At 69.0% G+C, this 15759-nt stretch carries 17 protein-coding genes; 6 read left to right on the top strand and 11 right to left on the bottom strand.

Annotation, left to right across the window (positions count from 1 at the left end):
• Positions 1–85 precede the first annotated feature (85 nt).
• Both DI276_RS13150 and DI276_RS13145 read left to right on the top strand, forming a co-directional pair.
• The gene (locus DI276_RS13150) at positions 86–376 is read left to right on the top strand and encodes an antibiotic biosynthesis monooxygenase family protein (protein WP_112263574.1); all 291 of its coding nucleotides are present in this window, start codon (positions 86–88) and stop codon (positions 374–376) included.
• A complete protein-coding gene (locus tag DI276_RS13145; protein ID WP_112263817.1) occupies positions 373–1359 on the top strand; it encodes a CaiB/BaiF CoA transferase family protein in 987 nt (328 codons plus the stop codon). Before DI276_RS13150 ends, DI276_RS13145 begins: the two co-directional genes overlap by 4 nt.
• Here DI276_RS13145 and DI276_RS13140 read toward each other — a convergent pair.
• Positions 1354–2439: an epoxide hydrolase family protein gene (locus tag DI276_RS13140; protein ID WP_112263573.1), complete on the bottom strand. Its 1086-nt coding sequence runs from the start codon at positions 2437–2439 to the stop codon at positions 1354–1356. The two genes, DI276_RS13145 and DI276_RS13140, sit on opposite strands and share 6 nt — an antisense overlap.
• Positions 2440–2521: 82 nt before the next feature.
• On the opposite strand from DI276_RS13140, the gene DI276_RS13135 reads away from it, so the two are divergent.
• A complete protein-coding gene (locus DI276_RS13135; RefSeq protein WP_112263572.1) occupies positions 2522–3454 on the top strand; it encodes an LLM class F420-dependent oxidoreductase in 933 nt (310 codons plus the stop codon).
• Between the two features lie 44 nt (positions 3455–3498).
• Here the strand turns inward: DI276_RS13135 and DI276_RS13130 are convergent, their stop codons facing one another.
• The 6 genes from DI276_RS13130 to lpdA all read right to left on the bottom strand — a co-directional run bounded on the left by DI276_RS13130 (position 3499) and on the right by lpdA (position 9527).
• Positions 3499–3996: a hypothetical protein gene (locus tag DI276_RS13130; protein ID WP_157984681.1), complete on the bottom strand. Its 498-nt coding sequence runs from the start codon at positions 3994–3996 to the stop codon at positions 3499–3501.
• A gap of 38 nt (positions 3997–4034) precedes the next feature.
• A complete protein-coding gene (lipB, locus tag DI276_RS13125) occupies positions 4035–4763 on the bottom strand; it encodes a lipoyl(octanoyl) transferase LipB (protein WP_112263570.1) in 729 nt (242 codons plus the stop codon).
• Complete coding sequence (locus tag DI276_RS13120; protein WP_112263569.1) at positions 4720–5298, bottom strand: phosphatase PAP2 family protein; 579 nt, start codon at positions 5296–5298, stop codon at positions 4720–4722. Before DI276_RS13120 ends, lipB begins: the two co-directional genes overlap by 44 nt.
• On the bottom strand, positions 5295–6185 hold the full coding sequence (locus DI276_RS13115) for a TIGR01777 family oxidoreductase (RefSeq protein WP_112263568.1): 891 nt from the start codon (positions 6183–6185) through the stop codon (positions 5295–5297). Before DI276_RS13115 ends, DI276_RS13120 begins: the two co-directional genes overlap by 4 nt.
• A 169-nt stretch (positions 6186–6354) precedes the next feature.
• On the bottom strand, positions 6355–8088 hold the full coding sequence (gene sucB / locus DI276_RS13110) for a 2-oxoglutarate dehydrogenase, E2 component, dihydrolipoamide succinyltransferase (RefSeq protein WP_112263567.1): 1734 nt from the start codon (positions 8086–8088) through the stop codon (positions 6355–6357).
• Positions 8089–8138: 50 nt separating this feature from the next.
• Positions 8139–9527 carry a dihydrolipoyl dehydrogenase gene (lpdA, locus tag DI276_RS13105; protein ID WP_232836628.1) on the bottom strand — a complete coding sequence of 463 codons (1389 nt, stop codon included), beginning with the start codon at positions 9525–9527 and terminating at the stop codon, positions 8139–8141.
• Positions 9528–9706: 179 nt separating this feature from the next.
• Here lpdA and DI276_RS13100 point away from each other — a divergent pair, with 179 nt between their 5' ends.
• Positions 9707–10033, top strand: a complete 327-nt coding sequence (locus tag DI276_RS13100; protein ID WP_112263566.1) for an oxidoreductase — start codon at positions 9707–9709, stop codon at positions 10031–10033.
• Here the strand turns inward: DI276_RS13100 and DI276_RS13095 are convergent.
• Positions 10030–10494, bottom strand: coding sequence for an OsmC family protein (locus DI276_RS13095; protein ID WP_112263565.1), 465 nt, complete (start codon positions 10492–10494; stop codon positions 10030–10032). The genes DI276_RS13100 and DI276_RS13095 overlap by 4 nt on opposite strands.
• 260 nt (positions 10495–10754) lie before the next feature.
• Complete coding sequence (locus DI276_RS13090) at positions 10755–12227, bottom strand: leucyl aminopeptidase (protein ID WP_112263564.1); 1473 nt, start codon at positions 12225–12227, stop codon at positions 10755–10757.
• Positions 12228–12429: 202 nt separating this feature from the next.
• Here DI276_RS13090 and DI276_RS13085 point away from each other — a divergent pair, with 202 nt between their 5' ends.
• The gene (locus DI276_RS13085) at positions 12430–13665 is read left to right on the top strand and encodes an APC family permease (RefSeq protein ID WP_157984680.1); all 1236 of its coding nucleotides are present in this window, start codon (positions 12430–12432) and stop codon (positions 13663–13665) included.
• On the opposite strand, the gene DI276_RS13080 is transcribed toward DI276_RS13085, so the two are convergent.
• Positions 13595–13873 (bottom strand): hypothetical protein, encoded by a 279-nt coding sequence (locus DI276_RS13080; RefSeq protein ID WP_112263562.1) that lies wholly within the window; start codon positions 13871–13873, stop codon positions 13595–13597. The two genes, DI276_RS13085 and DI276_RS13080, sit on opposite strands and share 71 nt — an antisense overlap.
• 92 nt (positions 13874–13965) lie before the next feature.
• Here DI276_RS13080 and DI276_RS13075 point away from each other — a divergent pair, with 92 nt between their 5' ends.
• Positions 13966–15054 (top strand): branched-chain amino acid aminotransferase, encoded by a 1089-nt coding sequence (locus tag DI276_RS13075; protein WP_112263561.1) that lies wholly within the window; start codon positions 13966–13968, stop codon positions 15052–15054.
• Here DI276_RS13075 and cobS read toward each other — a convergent pair.
• Positions 15051–15752, bottom strand: coding sequence for an adenosylcobinamide-GDP ribazoletransferase (cobS, locus tag DI276_RS13070; RefSeq protein ID WP_112263560.1), 702 nt, complete (start codon positions 15750–15752; stop codon positions 15051–15053). The two genes, DI276_RS13075 and cobS, sit on opposite strands and share 4 nt — an antisense overlap.
• Positions 15753–15759 lie beyond the last annotated feature (7 nt).

The raw sequence follows: 15759 nt of genomic DNA, 5'->3' as shown, positions 1-15759 counted from the left end.
GCGTGGCGGGCGTTCCTTGAGCACGTCTCAAGACGCGGTGTGCATGGTTTTCGTTACCTGACACCGTTCTTGGGGAGTGCCTGTCATGATCACCTTCGTCAACCGCTTCACGCTCACCGGTGACCCCGAGGAGTTCGAGAAGGCCTTCGACGAGACGGCGGCGTTCCTGCGCGACCAGCCGGGCCTGATCAAGTACACGCTGTCGCGCCAGCTGGACGACCCCGCCTCGTACGTGAACATCGCCTTGTGGGAGAGCGCGGACGCTCTGCGCGCCGCCCTGGCGCACCCGGACTTCGGCAACCACGCCAAGGCGATGCGGGGCCTGGCCGAGTCCACCGGCGCGATCTTCGCGCCCCGGCTCTCGTTCGAAGCCTGATGGGTCCTCTGGCGGGCTTGCAGGTCGTCGAGTTCGGCGGCATCGGACCAGGTCCGCACGGTGCGATGCTGCTCGCGGACCTCGGCGCGGAGGTCGTGCGCGTCGAGCGTCCGTCCGGTGGTCTGTCCGTGGTGCCGGACGCCTCCCGTGACTTCTTGTTGCGCGGCAGGCGTTCGGTGTCCGCGGATCTGAAGTCCGCGGATGGCCGTGCTGCTGTGCTGTCGCTGATCTCGTCGGCCGACGTGGTGATCGAGGGCTTTCGTCCGGGCGTGCTGGAACGGCTCGGTCTTGGCCCTTCCGACTGCTTGGCGGTCAATCCGGGCCTGGTCTACGCGCGGATGACCGGGTGGGGGCAGACCGGTCCGTTGGCCGATCGGGCCGGGCACGACATCAACTACCTGTCGCTGACCGGCGTGCTGCACGCGATCGGCAAGCCGCCGCTGAACCTGGTGGGGGACTTCGGCGGTGGGTCGTTGTACCTGGTGCTGGGTGTGCTGGCGGCGTTGTGGGAACGTCAGCGCACCGGCCGCGGTCAGGTCGTCGACGCGGCGATCGTCGACGGGGTGGCGTCGCTGGCGCAGATGATCTGGTCGATGAAGGCGCAGTCGGTGTGGGAGGACGCGCCGGACTCGAACCTCCTGGACGGCGGTTGCCCGTTCTACTCGATCTACGAGTGCGCGGACGGCCGTTCCGTCGCGGTGGGGGCGTTGGAGCCGCAGTTCTACGCGTTGCTGCTGGCCGGTTTGGGGCTGTCCGATCTGCCCGAGCAGATGGACCGCACGAGCTGGCCGTTGTTGCGCAAGACGTTCGCCGACACGTTCCTGAGCCGGCCCCGCGACGAGTGGGCAGAGGTGTTCGAGGGCACCGACGCCTGCGTGACGCCGGTGCTCACCCTGGAAGAAGCCTTGGCACACCCGCACCTGGTGGCCCGCGGAGTGTTCACTTCGGACGGTGCGGCCACCTCGGCACCGCGTTTCCTATAGCTTGCCGAAGAACTCGATGATGTCGGCGGCGTGTGCTTCTGGTTCCTCCATCGCGACGAAGTGACCGCCCGGATTGCCCTCGCCCCAGCGGACGATGTCGTTCGTCCGCTCGGCGAGCCGGCGGATCCCCGGCGCCCCGTGGTACACGCCGGTCGGTGCCTTGTTCTGCCCGGTGGGCCAGTGGAACCGCGTGTTGTCGTACATGAACCAGGACGAGCTCGCGGCGGTGCCGGTGAACCAGTAGATGCTCGCGTTGGTCAGCAGCTGGTCGCGGTCGATGGCCAGCTCCGGCAGCGCGGCGGTCGGCGTGAACTCCTGGAACTTCTGCATCAGCCAGCCGAGCAGCCCGACCGGTGAGTCGTGCCAGCCGTAGGAGAACGTCTGGGGCGCGACCCGCAGCAGCGTGTGGTGGTCGACGGCGTACTTCGACCACTGCTCGATCTGCGCGAAGATGCTCCGCTCGTCCTCGGTCAGCTCCGTTTCGCTCTCGTCGGGGAAGCCGAGGCCGCCGTCGATGTGCACGCCGATGACGCGTTCCGGATCGGCCTTCGCCACCTCCTGCGCGATGTAGGCGCCGAGGTCTCCGCCTTGTGCGCCATAGCGTTCGTACCCCAGCTTCTGCATGAGCCCTGCCCACATCTGCCCGACCTTCTTGGTGCTGAACCCGGTTTCCTTCGGCGCTTCGGAGAAACCGAATCCGGGTACCGACGGCACCACGACGTGGAAGTGCTCGGCGAGCAGGTCGATGGTCCTGGTGAACTCGACGATCGAGTTCGGCCAGCCGTGCGTGAGGATCAGCGCCGGTGCCTGCGGGTTCTGGTTCCGGACGTGCAGGAAATGCACGATCAACCCGTCGATTTCCGTTGTGTACTGCGGGAAGACGTTGAGCCGGCGTTCGTGCTCGCGCCAGTCGTAGCCGTGCCGCCAGTGGTGGGCGAGGTTCGTCAGGTAGTCGACCGGGACACCGCGGCTCCACCCGTCGCCGGGGAGTTGCCGCGGCCAGCGCGCCTGGTCGAGCCGGGCGTGCAGGTCGTCGAGGTCGGTCTGCGGGATCTCGATGCGGAACGGTGTGATCGTCATGTCCTGGACGTTATTGCCCATGTAGGCCTGGTTCGGTCCTACTTGCACGCGGGACATCGTTCGCAGGACTAAGTTCTTCTTCGTGGAACTGCGCATCTTCACCGAGCCCCAGCAGGGGGCGAGCTACGACGACCTGCTCAGGGTGGCCAGGACGGCGGAGGACGCCGGCTACGGCGCCTTCTTCCGCTCCGACCACTACCTCAAGATGGGCTCGGTCGACGGGCTGCCCGGCCCGACGGACCCGTGGATCACCTTCGCCGGTCTGGCCCGCGACACGTCGACGATCCGGCTGGGCACGCTGATGACCGCCGCGACGTTCCGCTACCCCGGCCCGCTCGCCATCAGCGTCGCCCAGGTCGACCAGATGTCCGGCGGCCGGGTGGAGTTCGGCATCGGCGCTGGCTGGTACGAGGCCGAGCACGCTGCCTACGGAATCCCGTTCCCGTCGCTCGGTGCCCGGTTCGAGCGCTACGAGGAGCAGCTCGCCATCATCACCGGCCTCTGGGAGACGCCGCTCGGCGGCACGTTCTCCTTCGAGGGCAAGCACTACTCGCTGACCGACTCCCCGGCGCTGCCGAAGCCGGCCCAGGAGCGGGTCCCGGTGCTGATCGGCGGCACGGGCGTGCGCCGGACACCGGCGCTGGCCGCTTCCTACGCCACCGAGTTCAACCTGCCGTTCGCCGGCATCGACGACGCCGTCGAGCAGTTCGCCCGCGTCGACGCCGCGTGCGCCGAGATCGACCGCGACCCGCGCGAGATCATCCGCTCGGTGGCCCTGGTCGCCTGCGTCGGCCGCACCGACGCCGACGTCGCCCGCCGGGCCGCGGTGATCGGCCGCGAGGTGTCCGAGCTCAAGCAGAACGGCCTGTGCGGCACCCCGGCCGAGGTCGTCGAGCGCATCGGTGCCTGGCGCGAGGCGACCGGCATCCAGCGGGTGTACCTGCAGATGCTGGACCTGTCCGACCTCGACCACATCACCGAGGTCGCCGCGGACGTCGCTCCGCAGCTCGGCTGATATCCGATATATCGGCTATCAGCACATCGGCTATCGGATATCGGTCAGGCGAGCGCGCGGCGTACCGCGTCCGGCATGGGCATCGCATACCGCGCGTATCGCCGCCGATATCCGATATACCGCAGCTGCAGCGCGGGGTCGTCGAGGTAGCGGCGTTCGAGGCCGTCCTCCCCGAGCACCAGCTTCAGCCCGCGTCCGAGCATGGACGGTGAGTCGAGGCCGAACCGGTCGCGCAATATATCGGCGGCCGCGTGGTCACCGAACTCGAGCGCGGCCCGTCGCACGGACTCGACCTGCACCATCAGGTCCTGCTCGTCGGCACGGACACCATCGCGATATGCGATATCCAATGCACTGAGCGCCTTCTGGTGCGCTCCGCCGTCGAGGCCGAGGTAGTACTGCTCCCAGTCGCCAATCCGGATCTCGCCACTCCACGTGCGCGCAGGAGCGGCCACCGCCGCCGCTCCGTTCGCACTGGCTGATCCGTACATGAGCGCCGTGACACCGGCAGCCGTGAACAACTGGCGTCGAGAAAGTCTCACGACGCATCCTCCTCCGGAAGCCCGCAACCCGCGCGGGGCTACGGAATGCTAGCGAAGGTGATCCCCGGCGCGACGGGTCCAGTGCGGGTCAAAGTGCGGTCCGTCAGGGGGAGCGTTCCCTCGAGCGCCGCAAGCACAGCGTCACGGGCCATCGGCAGCACTTCGGCCACTGTGACGTCCCGGCGCAGCTCGTGCGAGAGGGAAGCGACGCCCGCGTCCTTGATGCCGCACGGGATGATGTCGCCGAACGCGTCGAGGCTCGCGTTGCAGTTGATCTCGAAGCCGTGCATGGTCACGCCGCGCTGCACGCGGATGCCGATCGCGGCGACCTTGCGCTCCGGGCCGCGGTCGTCGGCGGGCAGCCACACGCCGCTGCGGCCCTCGACCCGGCCGGTGTGCACGCCGAGCTGGTCGCACACGTCGATCAGGCCCTGCTCGATGCGCCGCACGTACTCCACGACGTCGATCGGGTCGGTCAGCTTCACGATCGGGTAGCCGACCAGCTGACCGGGTCCGTGCCAGGTGATCTTGCCGCCGCGGTCGACGTCGATGACCGGGGTGTCGCCACCGCGCGGGCGTTCCTCCTCGAGGGTGCGCCGGCCGCACGTGTAGACCGGCGGGTGTTCGAGCAGGAGCAGGGTGTCCGGCCCTGGGCCGGCCGCGCGTGCCTCCGCGAGCTCCTTCTGCAGGTCCCACGCCGCCATGTAGTCGATGAGGCCCAGCTCACGGATCGCGACGGGGTCTGACGAGGTGCGGCACGAGTTCACGACCCGACGTTACCAACCCCAGGAGCAGTGCTGCCACGAGTCCCACGCCCGTCACACCCAGCGCCGCGCCGATGACGTCGGTGACCCAGTGCATCTCGAGCACGACCCTGGCGATGCCGGCCACGAGCACTGCCAGCACAGCCCACAGCACGCCGCGCCTCAGCAGGACGACCATCGTGAAACCGACCGACGCGACCGCCACCGTGTGCCCGCTCGGGTAGCTGGGCAGGTGGTACTCGACGGGCCGGACGCGGTCGAACAGCCACCGCACCAGCACCGTCGCGCAGCACAGCCCGTGCACCGCCAGCGCCTTCCACAACCGCAGATCGCGCCGCCGCCACGCCAGCACGAACAACACCGCCGCGAACGCCCACCCGATCGTCGGCCCGAGGATCAGGCTCACGACGTACGCGGTCGCCCGCAGCCACTCCGGGCGGGGCAACGACTCGTGCACCCACGTGTCGAGCCAGGTGACCTCGGGCATTCCCAGCAGGATCCACGAGATCATCAGCACCGCGGCGAGGACACGAGTCATGCGACCGCCGCGTTCAGCGCGGACGGCAACGCCGGGTGCATGAACTGGAACCCGTGGCTCTCCAGCGCCTTCGGCGTCAGCCCCGGCCCGCTCAGCAGCAGCTCCTGCGCCATCTCGGCGCCGAGCAACGTCTTCAGCGCGAACGCCGGCACCACCCACGGCGTCGGCCGGCGCAGTGCCGTTCCGACGGCCTTGGTGAACTCGGCGTTCGTCACCGGCGTCGGCCCGGCCACGTTCACCGGCCCGGTGATGTCGTCGTGCTCGGTGACGAACCGGTAGGCGGACACGACGTCATCCAGCGACACCCACGGGAAGAACTGCTCGCCGGTGCCGAGCTTGCCGCCGAGGAACAACTGGAAGACCGGCTTCAGCCGACCGAACACACCACCCGATGGCGAGATCACGACGGCGGTGCGCATCAGCACGACGCGGACGCCACCCTTCTGCGCCACGGACGTCGCCGCCTCCCAGTCCTGGGTCAGCCGCGACATGAACGTGTGTCCGCCCGGCGCGTCCTCGTCCGCGAGCCGCGAGCCGGTGTCGCCGTAGAAGTGGGCGCCCGACGCACTGACGAGCGTGGGCACGTCGTGCTCGACGACCGCCGCCGACAACACCTCGGCCGGCACGATCCGGCTGTCGTGCAGCACCTGCTTGCGCGCGTCGTCCCACCGCTTGTCGCCGATGCCCGCGCCGCACAGGTTGATGACGGCGTCGACACCGTCGAACGTGCCGTCGTCGATGCGCCCGGCGTACGGGTCCCAGCCGCGTTCGTCCGGCGCGGCGGCCTTGCGGCGCACCAGCCGCAGCACCTCGTGACCGGCGGCGCGCATCGACGCCACCAGGCTCGTCCCGATCAGTCCCGACGATCCCGCGATGACAACTCGCATAGGTAGATCGTTCCCCACTCAACCATCGCGTGCACAGCCGCACATCACATACCGGACTCAGGATGTGCCGAAGGCCACCCCGGCAAACCGGGGTGGCCTTCGATCACACTCGTCAGCGATATCCGACATATCAGCGATCAGTCGCCAATATATTGGATATCAGCGCTGGTCAGAGACCGAGGTCGGCCTCGAACGCGCCCTCCTCGAGACGGTTCTTGACCGTCGTGAGGAAGCGGCCCGCGTCGGCACCGTCGACCAGACGGTGGTCGTAGGTGAGCGCGAGGTACATCATCGAGCGGATCGCGATGGTGTCGTCGCCGGCCTCGTCGGTGATGACGACCGGACGCTTCTTCACCACACCGACGCCCAGGATGCCGACCTGCGGCTGCTGGATGATCGGGGTGTCGAAGAGCGCGCCGTTGCTGCCCAGGTTGGTCAGCGAGAACGTGCCACCGGTGAGCTCGTCCGGCGTGAGCTTGTTCGAACGGGCGCGCGCCGCCAGGTCACCGATCTTGTGGGCGATGCCCGACAGGTTCAGGTCACCGGCGTTGTGGATCACGGCGTTGAGCAGGCCGCGCTCCGTGTCGATCGCCAGACCGAGGTGCTCGGCACCGTGGTAGGTGACCTCCTTGCGCTCCTCGTCGATCGACGCGTTGAGCACCGGGTGGGCCTTGAGGGCCTCGATGGCGGCCTTCGCGAAGAACGGCAGGAACGTGAGCTTCGCGCCCTCACGCGCCTCGAACGCCTTCTTCGCCTGGTTGCGCAGGCGGGCGATCTTGGTGACGTCGACCTCGAACACCTGGGTGAGCTGGGCCGACATCTGCAGCGACTCGCGCGTGCGCTGCGCGACGATCTGGCGCAGCCGCGGGAGCTTCTGCACGGTGCCGCGCTTGCCCGAGTTGTCGACGGCCGGGGCGGTCGCGGTGCGGGCGGCGGGAGCGGTGGCAGCCGGAGCAGCGGCGGGCGCGGGAGCCGGGGCCTTCTTGGCCTCGACCGCGGCCAGCACGTCCTGCTTGCGGATGCGGCCACCGACGCCGGTGCCCTTCAGCGAGCCCAGGTCGATGCCGTTCTCCGACGCGAGCTTGCGCACGAGCGGCGTGACGTACGGCGTGCCGTTCGCGTCGTCGCCGGCAGGCGCGGCGGGCGCGGCCGGAGCAGCCTGCGGGGCCGGCGCGGGAGCCGGGGTCGGCGCGGCAGGAGCCGGAGCGGCCTGCGGTGCCGGTGCCGGAGCAGCCGGAGCGGGCGCCGGGGCCGGGGCGGGAGCGGCGGCCGGAGCCGGGCTGCCCGAACCGATGACGGCGAGCTTGCCGCCGACCTCGACGGTCTCGTCTTCACCGGCGCTGATCTCGAGCAGCGTGCCCGCGACCGGCGACGGGATCTCGGTGTCGACCTTGTCGGTCGAGACCTCGAGCAGCGGCTCGTCGACCTCGACGCTGTCGCCGACCTGCTTCAGCCAGCGGGTGACGGTGCCCTCGGTGACGGACTCGCCGAGCGCGGGCATCGTCACGTCGGTGCCCTCGGCCGAGCCACCGGACTGAGCAGGGGCCGGGGCGGGAGCGGCTTCCTCGGCGGGCGGCGCGGACGGCTGCGTCTGCTGAGGCTGCGCCGTTTCCTGGGGCGCGGACTCCTGGGCGGGAGCAGGCGCCGGCGCGGCGGAACCGCCGTCACCGTCACCGATGACCGCGAGCTCGCCGCCGACCTCGACGGTGTCGTCCTCCTGCGCGACGATCTTCTGCAGGACGCCCGCCGCCGGGGACGGGATCTCGGTGTCGACCTTGTCGGTGGACACCTCGAGCAACGGCTCGTCCACCTCCACCCGGTCGCCTTCCTGCTTCAACCACCGGGTGACCGTGCCCTCGGTGACGCTCTCACCGAGTGCGGGCATCTGGACGGAGAAGGCCATTGTTCGCTGACTCCTCGTGCTCTCGTGTGGCTGACTTGGATGGGGAACGGTCAGCCGTGCACGTGCAGCGGCTTGCCGGCCAGGGCGAGGAAGGCCTCGCCGAGGGCTTCAGTCTGGGTCGGGTGGGCGTGGATCAGCGGAGCCACGTCCTCCGGGTAAGCCTCCCAGCTGTAGATCAGCTGGGCCTCACCGATGAGCTCGCCGACGCGTTCGCCGACCATGGTGACGCCGACGACCGGGCCGTCGGGAGCCTTGACGAGCTTCACGCCACCAGCGGTCTTGAGGATCTGGCTCTTGCCGTTGCCCGCGAGGTCGTAGATGAACACCTCGGCGGACCCGTACTTCTCCTTGGCCGCGGCCTCGGTGAGACCGACGGAAGCGACCTCGGGCTTGCAGTAGGTGACGCGCGGGATGCCCGCCTCGTCGATCACCTTCGGGTTCTGGCCGGCGATCTCCTCGGCCACGAAGATGCCCTGCTGGAAACCGCGGTGCGCGAGCTGCAGGCCAGGCACGATGTCGCCGACCGCGTACACGTTCGGCAGGTTCGTGCGCAGGCGCTCGTCGGTGAGGACGAACCCGCGGTCGATCTTGATGCCGGCTTCCTCGTAGCCGTGGCCCGCGCTGTTCGGGCCGCGGCCGACCGCGACCAGCAGCAGGTCGGCGTCGAGGACGTCGCCGTTCTCCAGCGTGACGGACACGCCCGAGTCGGTCTGGGTGGCGCCGGTGAACTTCACGCCGGTCTTGAACTTGATGCCGCGCTTGCGGAAGGCGCGCTCGAGCTGCTTGGACGCGTACTCGTCCTCGGCCGGCACCAGGCGGGGCAGGGCCTCGACGATGGTCACGTCCGCGCCGAACGACCGCCACACGCTCGCGAACTCCACGCCGATGACGCCGCCGCCGAGGACGACGACCTTCTCCGGGATGAAGTCCAGGTTGAGCGCCTGGTCGCTGGTGATCACGCGGCCGCCGATCTCCAGACCGGGCAGGCTGCGGGCGTACGAACCGGTTGCGAGCACCACGTTCTTGCCCGTGTAGCGCTGACCGTTCACGACGACGGTGTTCGGGCCGACGAACGTGCCGGCACCCTCGACCATGGTGACCTTGTTGGCCTTCGCCAGACCCTGCAGGCCCTTGTAGAGCCGCGAGATCACGCCGTCCTTGTACGAGTTGACACCGGCGATGTCGATGCCCTCGAGCGAGCTCTTCACACCGAACTGGTCGCCTTCGCGGGCGTTGTCCGCGACCTCGGCCGCGTGCAGCAGCGCCTTGGTCGGGATGCAGCCGCGGTGCAGGCACGTGCCACCCAGCTTGTCCTTCTCGACCAGGACGACGGACAGGCCGAGCTCGGCCGCGCGGAACGCGCAGGCGTAGCCACCCGATCCACCGCCGAGGATCACGAGATCGGCGTTGGTGGCCGAATCCAGTTCCGGCGAAGTCACTTCGGATCTCCTCGGGATTACTTACTACGCGCGGGTGCGCGCGAGGTACGCGGCCATCTTGTCACTAGTTCCCGGAGCATGGTGATCCGGCATAGGACACCACGCCCCGTTCTGATCATTCACCTACTCATAACACCCTCACCTGGCACCATGGTGGAGGGAAGCCGTGGAGGTGCTCGATGGGGCTGTTCGATCGTTTTCGCAGGAAGCCGCGCCCTGGCGTGCTGCGGACCGCCTCCAACCAGGACACGAGCCACCTCGAGCAGTGGACGAAGAGCCGCCACGGTGTCGAGGCCTACGTGGAACCGAAGACCACGGTGACCGAAACCACTGTGGTCCTGGTCGCTCACGACGGCGAGTGGACCCGCCGCCGAGTCGCGTCCCCTGATGCCGCGCGTTCGTTCGCCCGCAAACTCGGCATGCCGATCTACGACGCCGGCATCGTCGGCTACCCGAAGCGCATGCGCGACTACACCGCGCGCAAAAAGGCCGCCGGCGATCTCTAAACCAGCACCGTCGGTTCGTGGCGCACCGGAAAATTGACGCTCGCCGCGATGAAGCACATCGAGTGCGCCTTCTCGTGCAACGCCTGCGCCGTCTCCCTGGTCGCGGGATCGGCAACGGTCACGACGGGGTTCAACGTCACCTCGGTGAACCGCCCGGACCCGTCGGGGTGCTCGGCCATCGTCCCGGTTGCGTGATCGCGGTAGCCGGTGACGACCACGCCGTTGACCGACGCGAGGTGCAGGTACCAAAGCATGTGGCACTGCGACAGCGACGCGACGAGCAGCTCCTCGGGGTTGTACCTGCTCCGGTCACCCCGGAACGACGGATCCGACGACCCGAGGATCAGCTCCTTGCCCTCAGCGCGAACCTCGTGCGCCCGCTCGTAGCTCTTGTACCCGGAAGTCCCGCTCCCGGTGTTGCCGGTCCAGACGACGTCGACCTCGTACTGATGCGTCCCCATGTGGAAATACTCCTCTCACGGGCCGCGCCGACCTAGCCCCGTGAGACACGTGTCTCCGTTCAGCCGCCACCCGACCGCGCCACCTCCATGGCCAACCCAAACCGATATATCAGTTCCACTCACCCCGCTGACCTGCGCCTTAGCAATGGCTCTTTGGACTTCGTCCGCAAAACACTCGTTGCTAAGGCCGTGCGCGCTGGACGGGAAACGCGAACGGGCGGAGTTCCCGGAGGAACCCCGCCCGTGTCGAAACAGCTGGGTCAGCCGTTGGCCGCGATGTCCGCGAGCACCGCCGCGATGGTCCGCACCGGAACGCCGGTGCCGCCCTTCGCGGTGTACCCGTACGGGCCACCCGTGTGGTACGCCGGGCCGGCGATGTCGATGTGCGCCCACTGCACGCCCTCGGCCACGAACTCGCGCAGGAACAGGCCGGCCGCGAGCATGCCGCCCCACCGGTGCCCGGTGACGTTGGCCAGGTCGGCCAGGCGCGAGTCGAGGTCCGCGCGGAGCTCCTCCGGCAGCGGCATCGGCCACGCCGACTCGCCGACCGCGGTGCCGATGGCCGCCACGCGGTCGCGGAACTCGTCGGAGCCCATGACGCCCGAGGTGCGCTTGCCCAGGGCGACGACCTGCGCGCCGGTCAGGGTCGCGGTCTCGATCAGGTAGTCAGGGCCGTCCTCGCACGCGCGCACGATGGCGTCGGACAGGATCAGCCGGCCCTCGGCGTCGGTGTTGAGCACCTCGACGGTCTTGCCGCCGTACATGGTCAGCACGTCGCCGGGGCGGTAGGCGTCGCCGGACGGCATGTTCTCCGCCATCGGGATCGACGCGATGATCTCCAGCGGGTACTTGAGCTTCGCGGCGAGCACCATGGTGGCGACGATCGCGGCGGCGCCGGACATGTCCGAGGTCATCTCGTCCATGTTCGCGGCCGGCTTGATCGAGATGCCGCCGGTGTCGAAGGTGATGCCCTTGCCGACCAGCGCGACCTTCTTGGTGGCCTTGGCGCCCTTGTACGAGATCCGCACGAGCCGCGGCTGGCGCGACGAACCGCCGCCGACGCCCAGGATGCCGCCGAAGCCCTGCTTCTTGAGCGCCTTCTCGTCGAGCACCTCGACGTCGAGACCGGCGGCGGTGGCGAGCTTGGCGGCGCGGTCGGCGAACGAGGCGGGGTAGAGGTCGTTCGGCGGGGTGTTGATGAAGTCGCGCGCGATGGCGACGGCCTCGGCGATCGCGACGGCGGCCTTCAGCGCGGCCTTGTTCTCCTTCGAGCCGGCGGCGATGAGGTCGACCTTCGCGACCGGGCCCTCACCCTTCTCCGACTTGTACTCGGTGAACGAGTAGGCACCGAGCAGCGTGCCCTCAGCGGCGGCGGCGACGTGCAGCGAAGCCAGCGTGTTGAGCGCGCGCTTCTTGCCGGCCAGTGCGCGGGCGGCGACACCGGACGCGCGGCGCACCTGCTCCTCGCCGGCGGTCTTGCCGAGGCCGACGGCCAGCACGAGCGGGGCGGCCAGCTTGCCGAACGTCGGCACCTTCACGAGCTCGTCGGCCTTGCCGGTCGCGCGCAGGGTCCCGAGCACCTCGAGCAGTGCGCCGTCGAACGCGGCGCTGACAGCTTCGGCACCGGGGGCGAGCTCCAGACCGTCCGCACCCTGCAGGGTGCCCACGACGACTGCGTCCGCGGCGGTGGTGCTCAGGTCACCTTCGGTGAGGGCCAGCTTCGGGGCTGTCACGTGCTGCTCCAGGGTTGTGCGTGGTAGGGGTGCTCGGAATCGTGACCTATGCTAAAGGTCCGACTGTCCACTAACGCCGTTGCCCGCCCCGTTCGGCCGCAATCAGTGACGTTCACAGTTGCGCACAGTGGCGATTCGCCCATTTCGCGCATCAGTCGACCGGGTGGTTACGACCGGATGCCGCATCTGCGAATGTGTACCCGTGACCCACAAGCCTCGCGAGATCGTTGCCACGGTCGCGCTCGGTCTCCCCGCGGTGCTCGGTGCCGGGGTCTTCGCCGGATTCGCCCCAGCAGCAAGCCTTGCGGGCTGGTGGGTGCTCCCGGCGCTGGCCATCTCCGCGTTCGCCGCGCTGTGCTGTGCTTTCTCGACCGCCGACCAGTCCCGCGCCTACCCGGACGTCGGTGGCGGTTACGGATATGTGCGCGCGCAGCTCGGCGTGTGGCCCGCACGGATGACGGCGAGCGCCCACCTGCTCGGCCGGTGCGCGATGGCGGCGGCGGTGGCGTTGATGTTCGGCGCGTACGTGGTGCCGGACCAGCCGGTGGTCGGCGCGCTCGCCCTCGTCGCGGGCACGGCGCTGCTCGGCGCGGTGGGGTTCCGCTTCAGCGCGGGTGTCAGCGTGCTCGTGTCGCTGGTGGTGCTCGGTGTGCTGGCCCTCGTGATCGCGTCGAGCTTCTCGATCGCACCGGTGCCGTCGGCGGGGGAGACGGGCACGGTCAACGAGCTCGTCGGCGTCGCGGGCCTGATGTTCATGGCGTTCACGGGTTTCGAACGCATCACCGCGCCCCAACGCGGTGAGCAGCCGCACTCGCCGTCCGTGCTGATGGTCGCGATTCCAGTCCTGATCGGACTGTCCTTCGTGGTCTATCTGGCCGTGGGCGCCGGTGTACTCCGTCAGCTCGGCAGCGCGCGCCTCGCGTTGTCGCCCGCGCCACTGCGAGACGCACTCGTCGCAGCAGACGCATCGGCGTTGGTGCCGTTAGTTCAGATCGCAGCAGCGGTGGCCGGTGTGGCCGCACTGCATTTCGTTCTCTCGTCCGCGCACCGCACGTTGATGGGACTCGTCGAGGACGGCGACCTGCCGTCGCGCCTCAAGCCGAGCGCGCTCACTCTCGCCGTCGTCGTGGGTTCCGCTCTCGCGATCGCGTTCATGCCGATGGCGACCGCGCTCGGCGTGGCGGCGTGCGCGACGTTGTTCTACTACGCCTTCACCAACGCGTCGGCTCGAGTGCTGCTGCAGAACGACCGCACGTGGCCGATGCGCACGGCTTGCCTCGGACTAGGGCTCTCGGTGCTGCTCGCGATGAGCACGCCGGTGCCCGCGCTGCTCATCTCCCTCGCGGGGCTGGGCGCGGGCACCGGACTCATCGGGCTGACAGCGTCACTGAGAGGAAAACGAGCAGCGTCACGCCAACGCACACCGCAAGCCCGATGATGCGGCCGTTGGTCGACGCGCTGTCCTTGGTCATCGCCCAGTAGCAGACCAGGAAGATCGCCGCGGCGAACACGGCGCCCACCACACCGCCGACACCGCCGAGCACCCAGCCGTCCAGCAACGTCATCCCGGTGCCCAGAACGAGCAGCGCGGCTTGTAACACGGTGCGGACGTCCGCACCCTTCGAAGATCGTTCCGCCTCGGTCATGGCCGGAGACTCTAACGAGCCTGACTTAGTAGGACGTCCGAGTTTTGAGAAGACGATTTTCCGTATCCCGACCAGCGGGTTACCGTGCTCACATGACGAGCGAGTTGCCTTTCACCCGGACTCCCCACCCGCACCCGGCGACCCCGGAGCGCGTAGCGGAGGTACTTGCCAAGCCGGGCTTCGGGCAGCACTTCACCGACCACATGGTGACGATCCGCTGGAACCGGGAGAAGGGCTGGCACGACGCCGAAGTCGGCCCCTACAGCTCTCTCTCACTCGACCCCGCGGCAATGGTGCTGCACTACGGCCAAGCGATCTTCGAAGGGCTCAAGGCCTACCGCCAGCCCGACGGTTCGATCGCGTCCTTCCGCCCTGAGGCCAACGCCGAGCGCTTCCGCTCCTCGGCCCGCCGCATGGCGATGCCCGAACTTCCCGACGAGCTCTTCCTGGAGTCCGTCCGGCAGATCCTCGCGGTCGACAGCCGCTGGGTGCCGTCGGCCGAGGAGGAGTCCCTCTACCTGCGGCCGTTCATGATCTCCACGGAGAAGGGCCTCGGCGTGCGACCCGCGTCCGAGTACCTCTACGTGCTGATCGCCTCACCCGCCGGCTCCTACTTCGCGAGCGGCGTCCGCCCGGTGAGCGTGTGGCTCTCGACCGAGTACGTGCGCGCCGCCCCCGGTGGCACCGGCGCGGCCAAGTTCGCCGGCAACTACGCCGCGTCGCTCGTGGCGCAGGCGCAGGCCGCCGAGAAGGGCTGCGACCAGGTCGTCTGGCTCGACGCGGTGGAACGCCGCTGGGTCGAGGAGATGGGCGGCATGAACCTGTTCTTCGTCTTCGGCGACAAGGTCGTCACCCCGGAGCTGACCGGCACGCTGCTGCCCGGCATCACCCGCAGCTCGCTGCTGCAGCTGGCCTCGGACCTCGGACTGTCCGTGGAGGAGCGGCGCATCTCCACCGACGAGTGGGAGAAGGCCAACGCCTCCGGTGAGCTCACCGAGGTCTTCGCCTGTGGCACGGCCGCGGTCATCACGCCGGTCGGTCACGTCAAGCACGCCGGCGGCGAGTTCGACATCGCAGGCGGTGGCACGGGTTCGGTGACGATGAAGCTGCGCGAGCGCCTGACCGGCCTCCAGCACGGCCACGTCGCCGACCCCCACGGCTGGATGACCACCCTGGGCTAAGCGATCACGAGCACTGCCAGAAGCGCGATTTCGGCGGCAGCACCGAGCACATCACCGGTGATGCCGCCGAAACGCTTTCCGGTGTGCCGCACCAGCAACCACACCAGCGCTGCCGCGACGACGACGGCGACGACCGCCCGCCAGCCGAGCGGAACCGCCGCCGCGGCGAGCACCACCCACGTGCCGACGACGAGCATTGGATGCTGTGTACCGGCGACCAGCGCGCCCAAACCTTCGGGACGCGCGGCGGACACACCTCGCACACAGCAGACACCGAACGCGGCTCGGCTCGTCGCGAACGCGAGCACGACAACGCCCCAGTGCGCGTGGGGGAGCGCGGCGGCCTGCGCCCCCAGCACCACGATCAACGTGACGACGCCGAACGGCCCGGCGCCGCCGTCCTTCATGACCTGCAGCGCGCGCTCCGGCGGCCCGTAGCACCCCAGACCGTCTGCAGTATCCGCAAGACCATCAAGGTGCATACCGCGCGTGCACAGCGCGACGACGCCGACGGCCAGGAAGCCTGCCACGAGCGCCGATATATTGGATATTGCGAACAGCTTGAGCACGCCGACGACGAACGCGCCGAGCAGAACGCCGACAACTGGCGTGCATGCGATGGCCCGCCCTGCCGCTTTGCGGTCGACGTTGTCGACGTGCAGCGGCAGGACGGTCAGCCACGACAGAGCCAGTTTCATTTGGGCA

The organism is Lentzea terrae, assembly GCF_003265345.1.
GTDB classification, from domain to species: domain Bacteria; phylum Actinomycetota; class Actinomycetes; order Mycobacteriales; family Pseudonocardiaceae; genus Lentzea; species Lentzea terrae.
The sequence above is the reverse complement of the archived record's forward strand: the minus strand, read 5'-3'. Positions and strand labels throughout refer to the sequence as shown.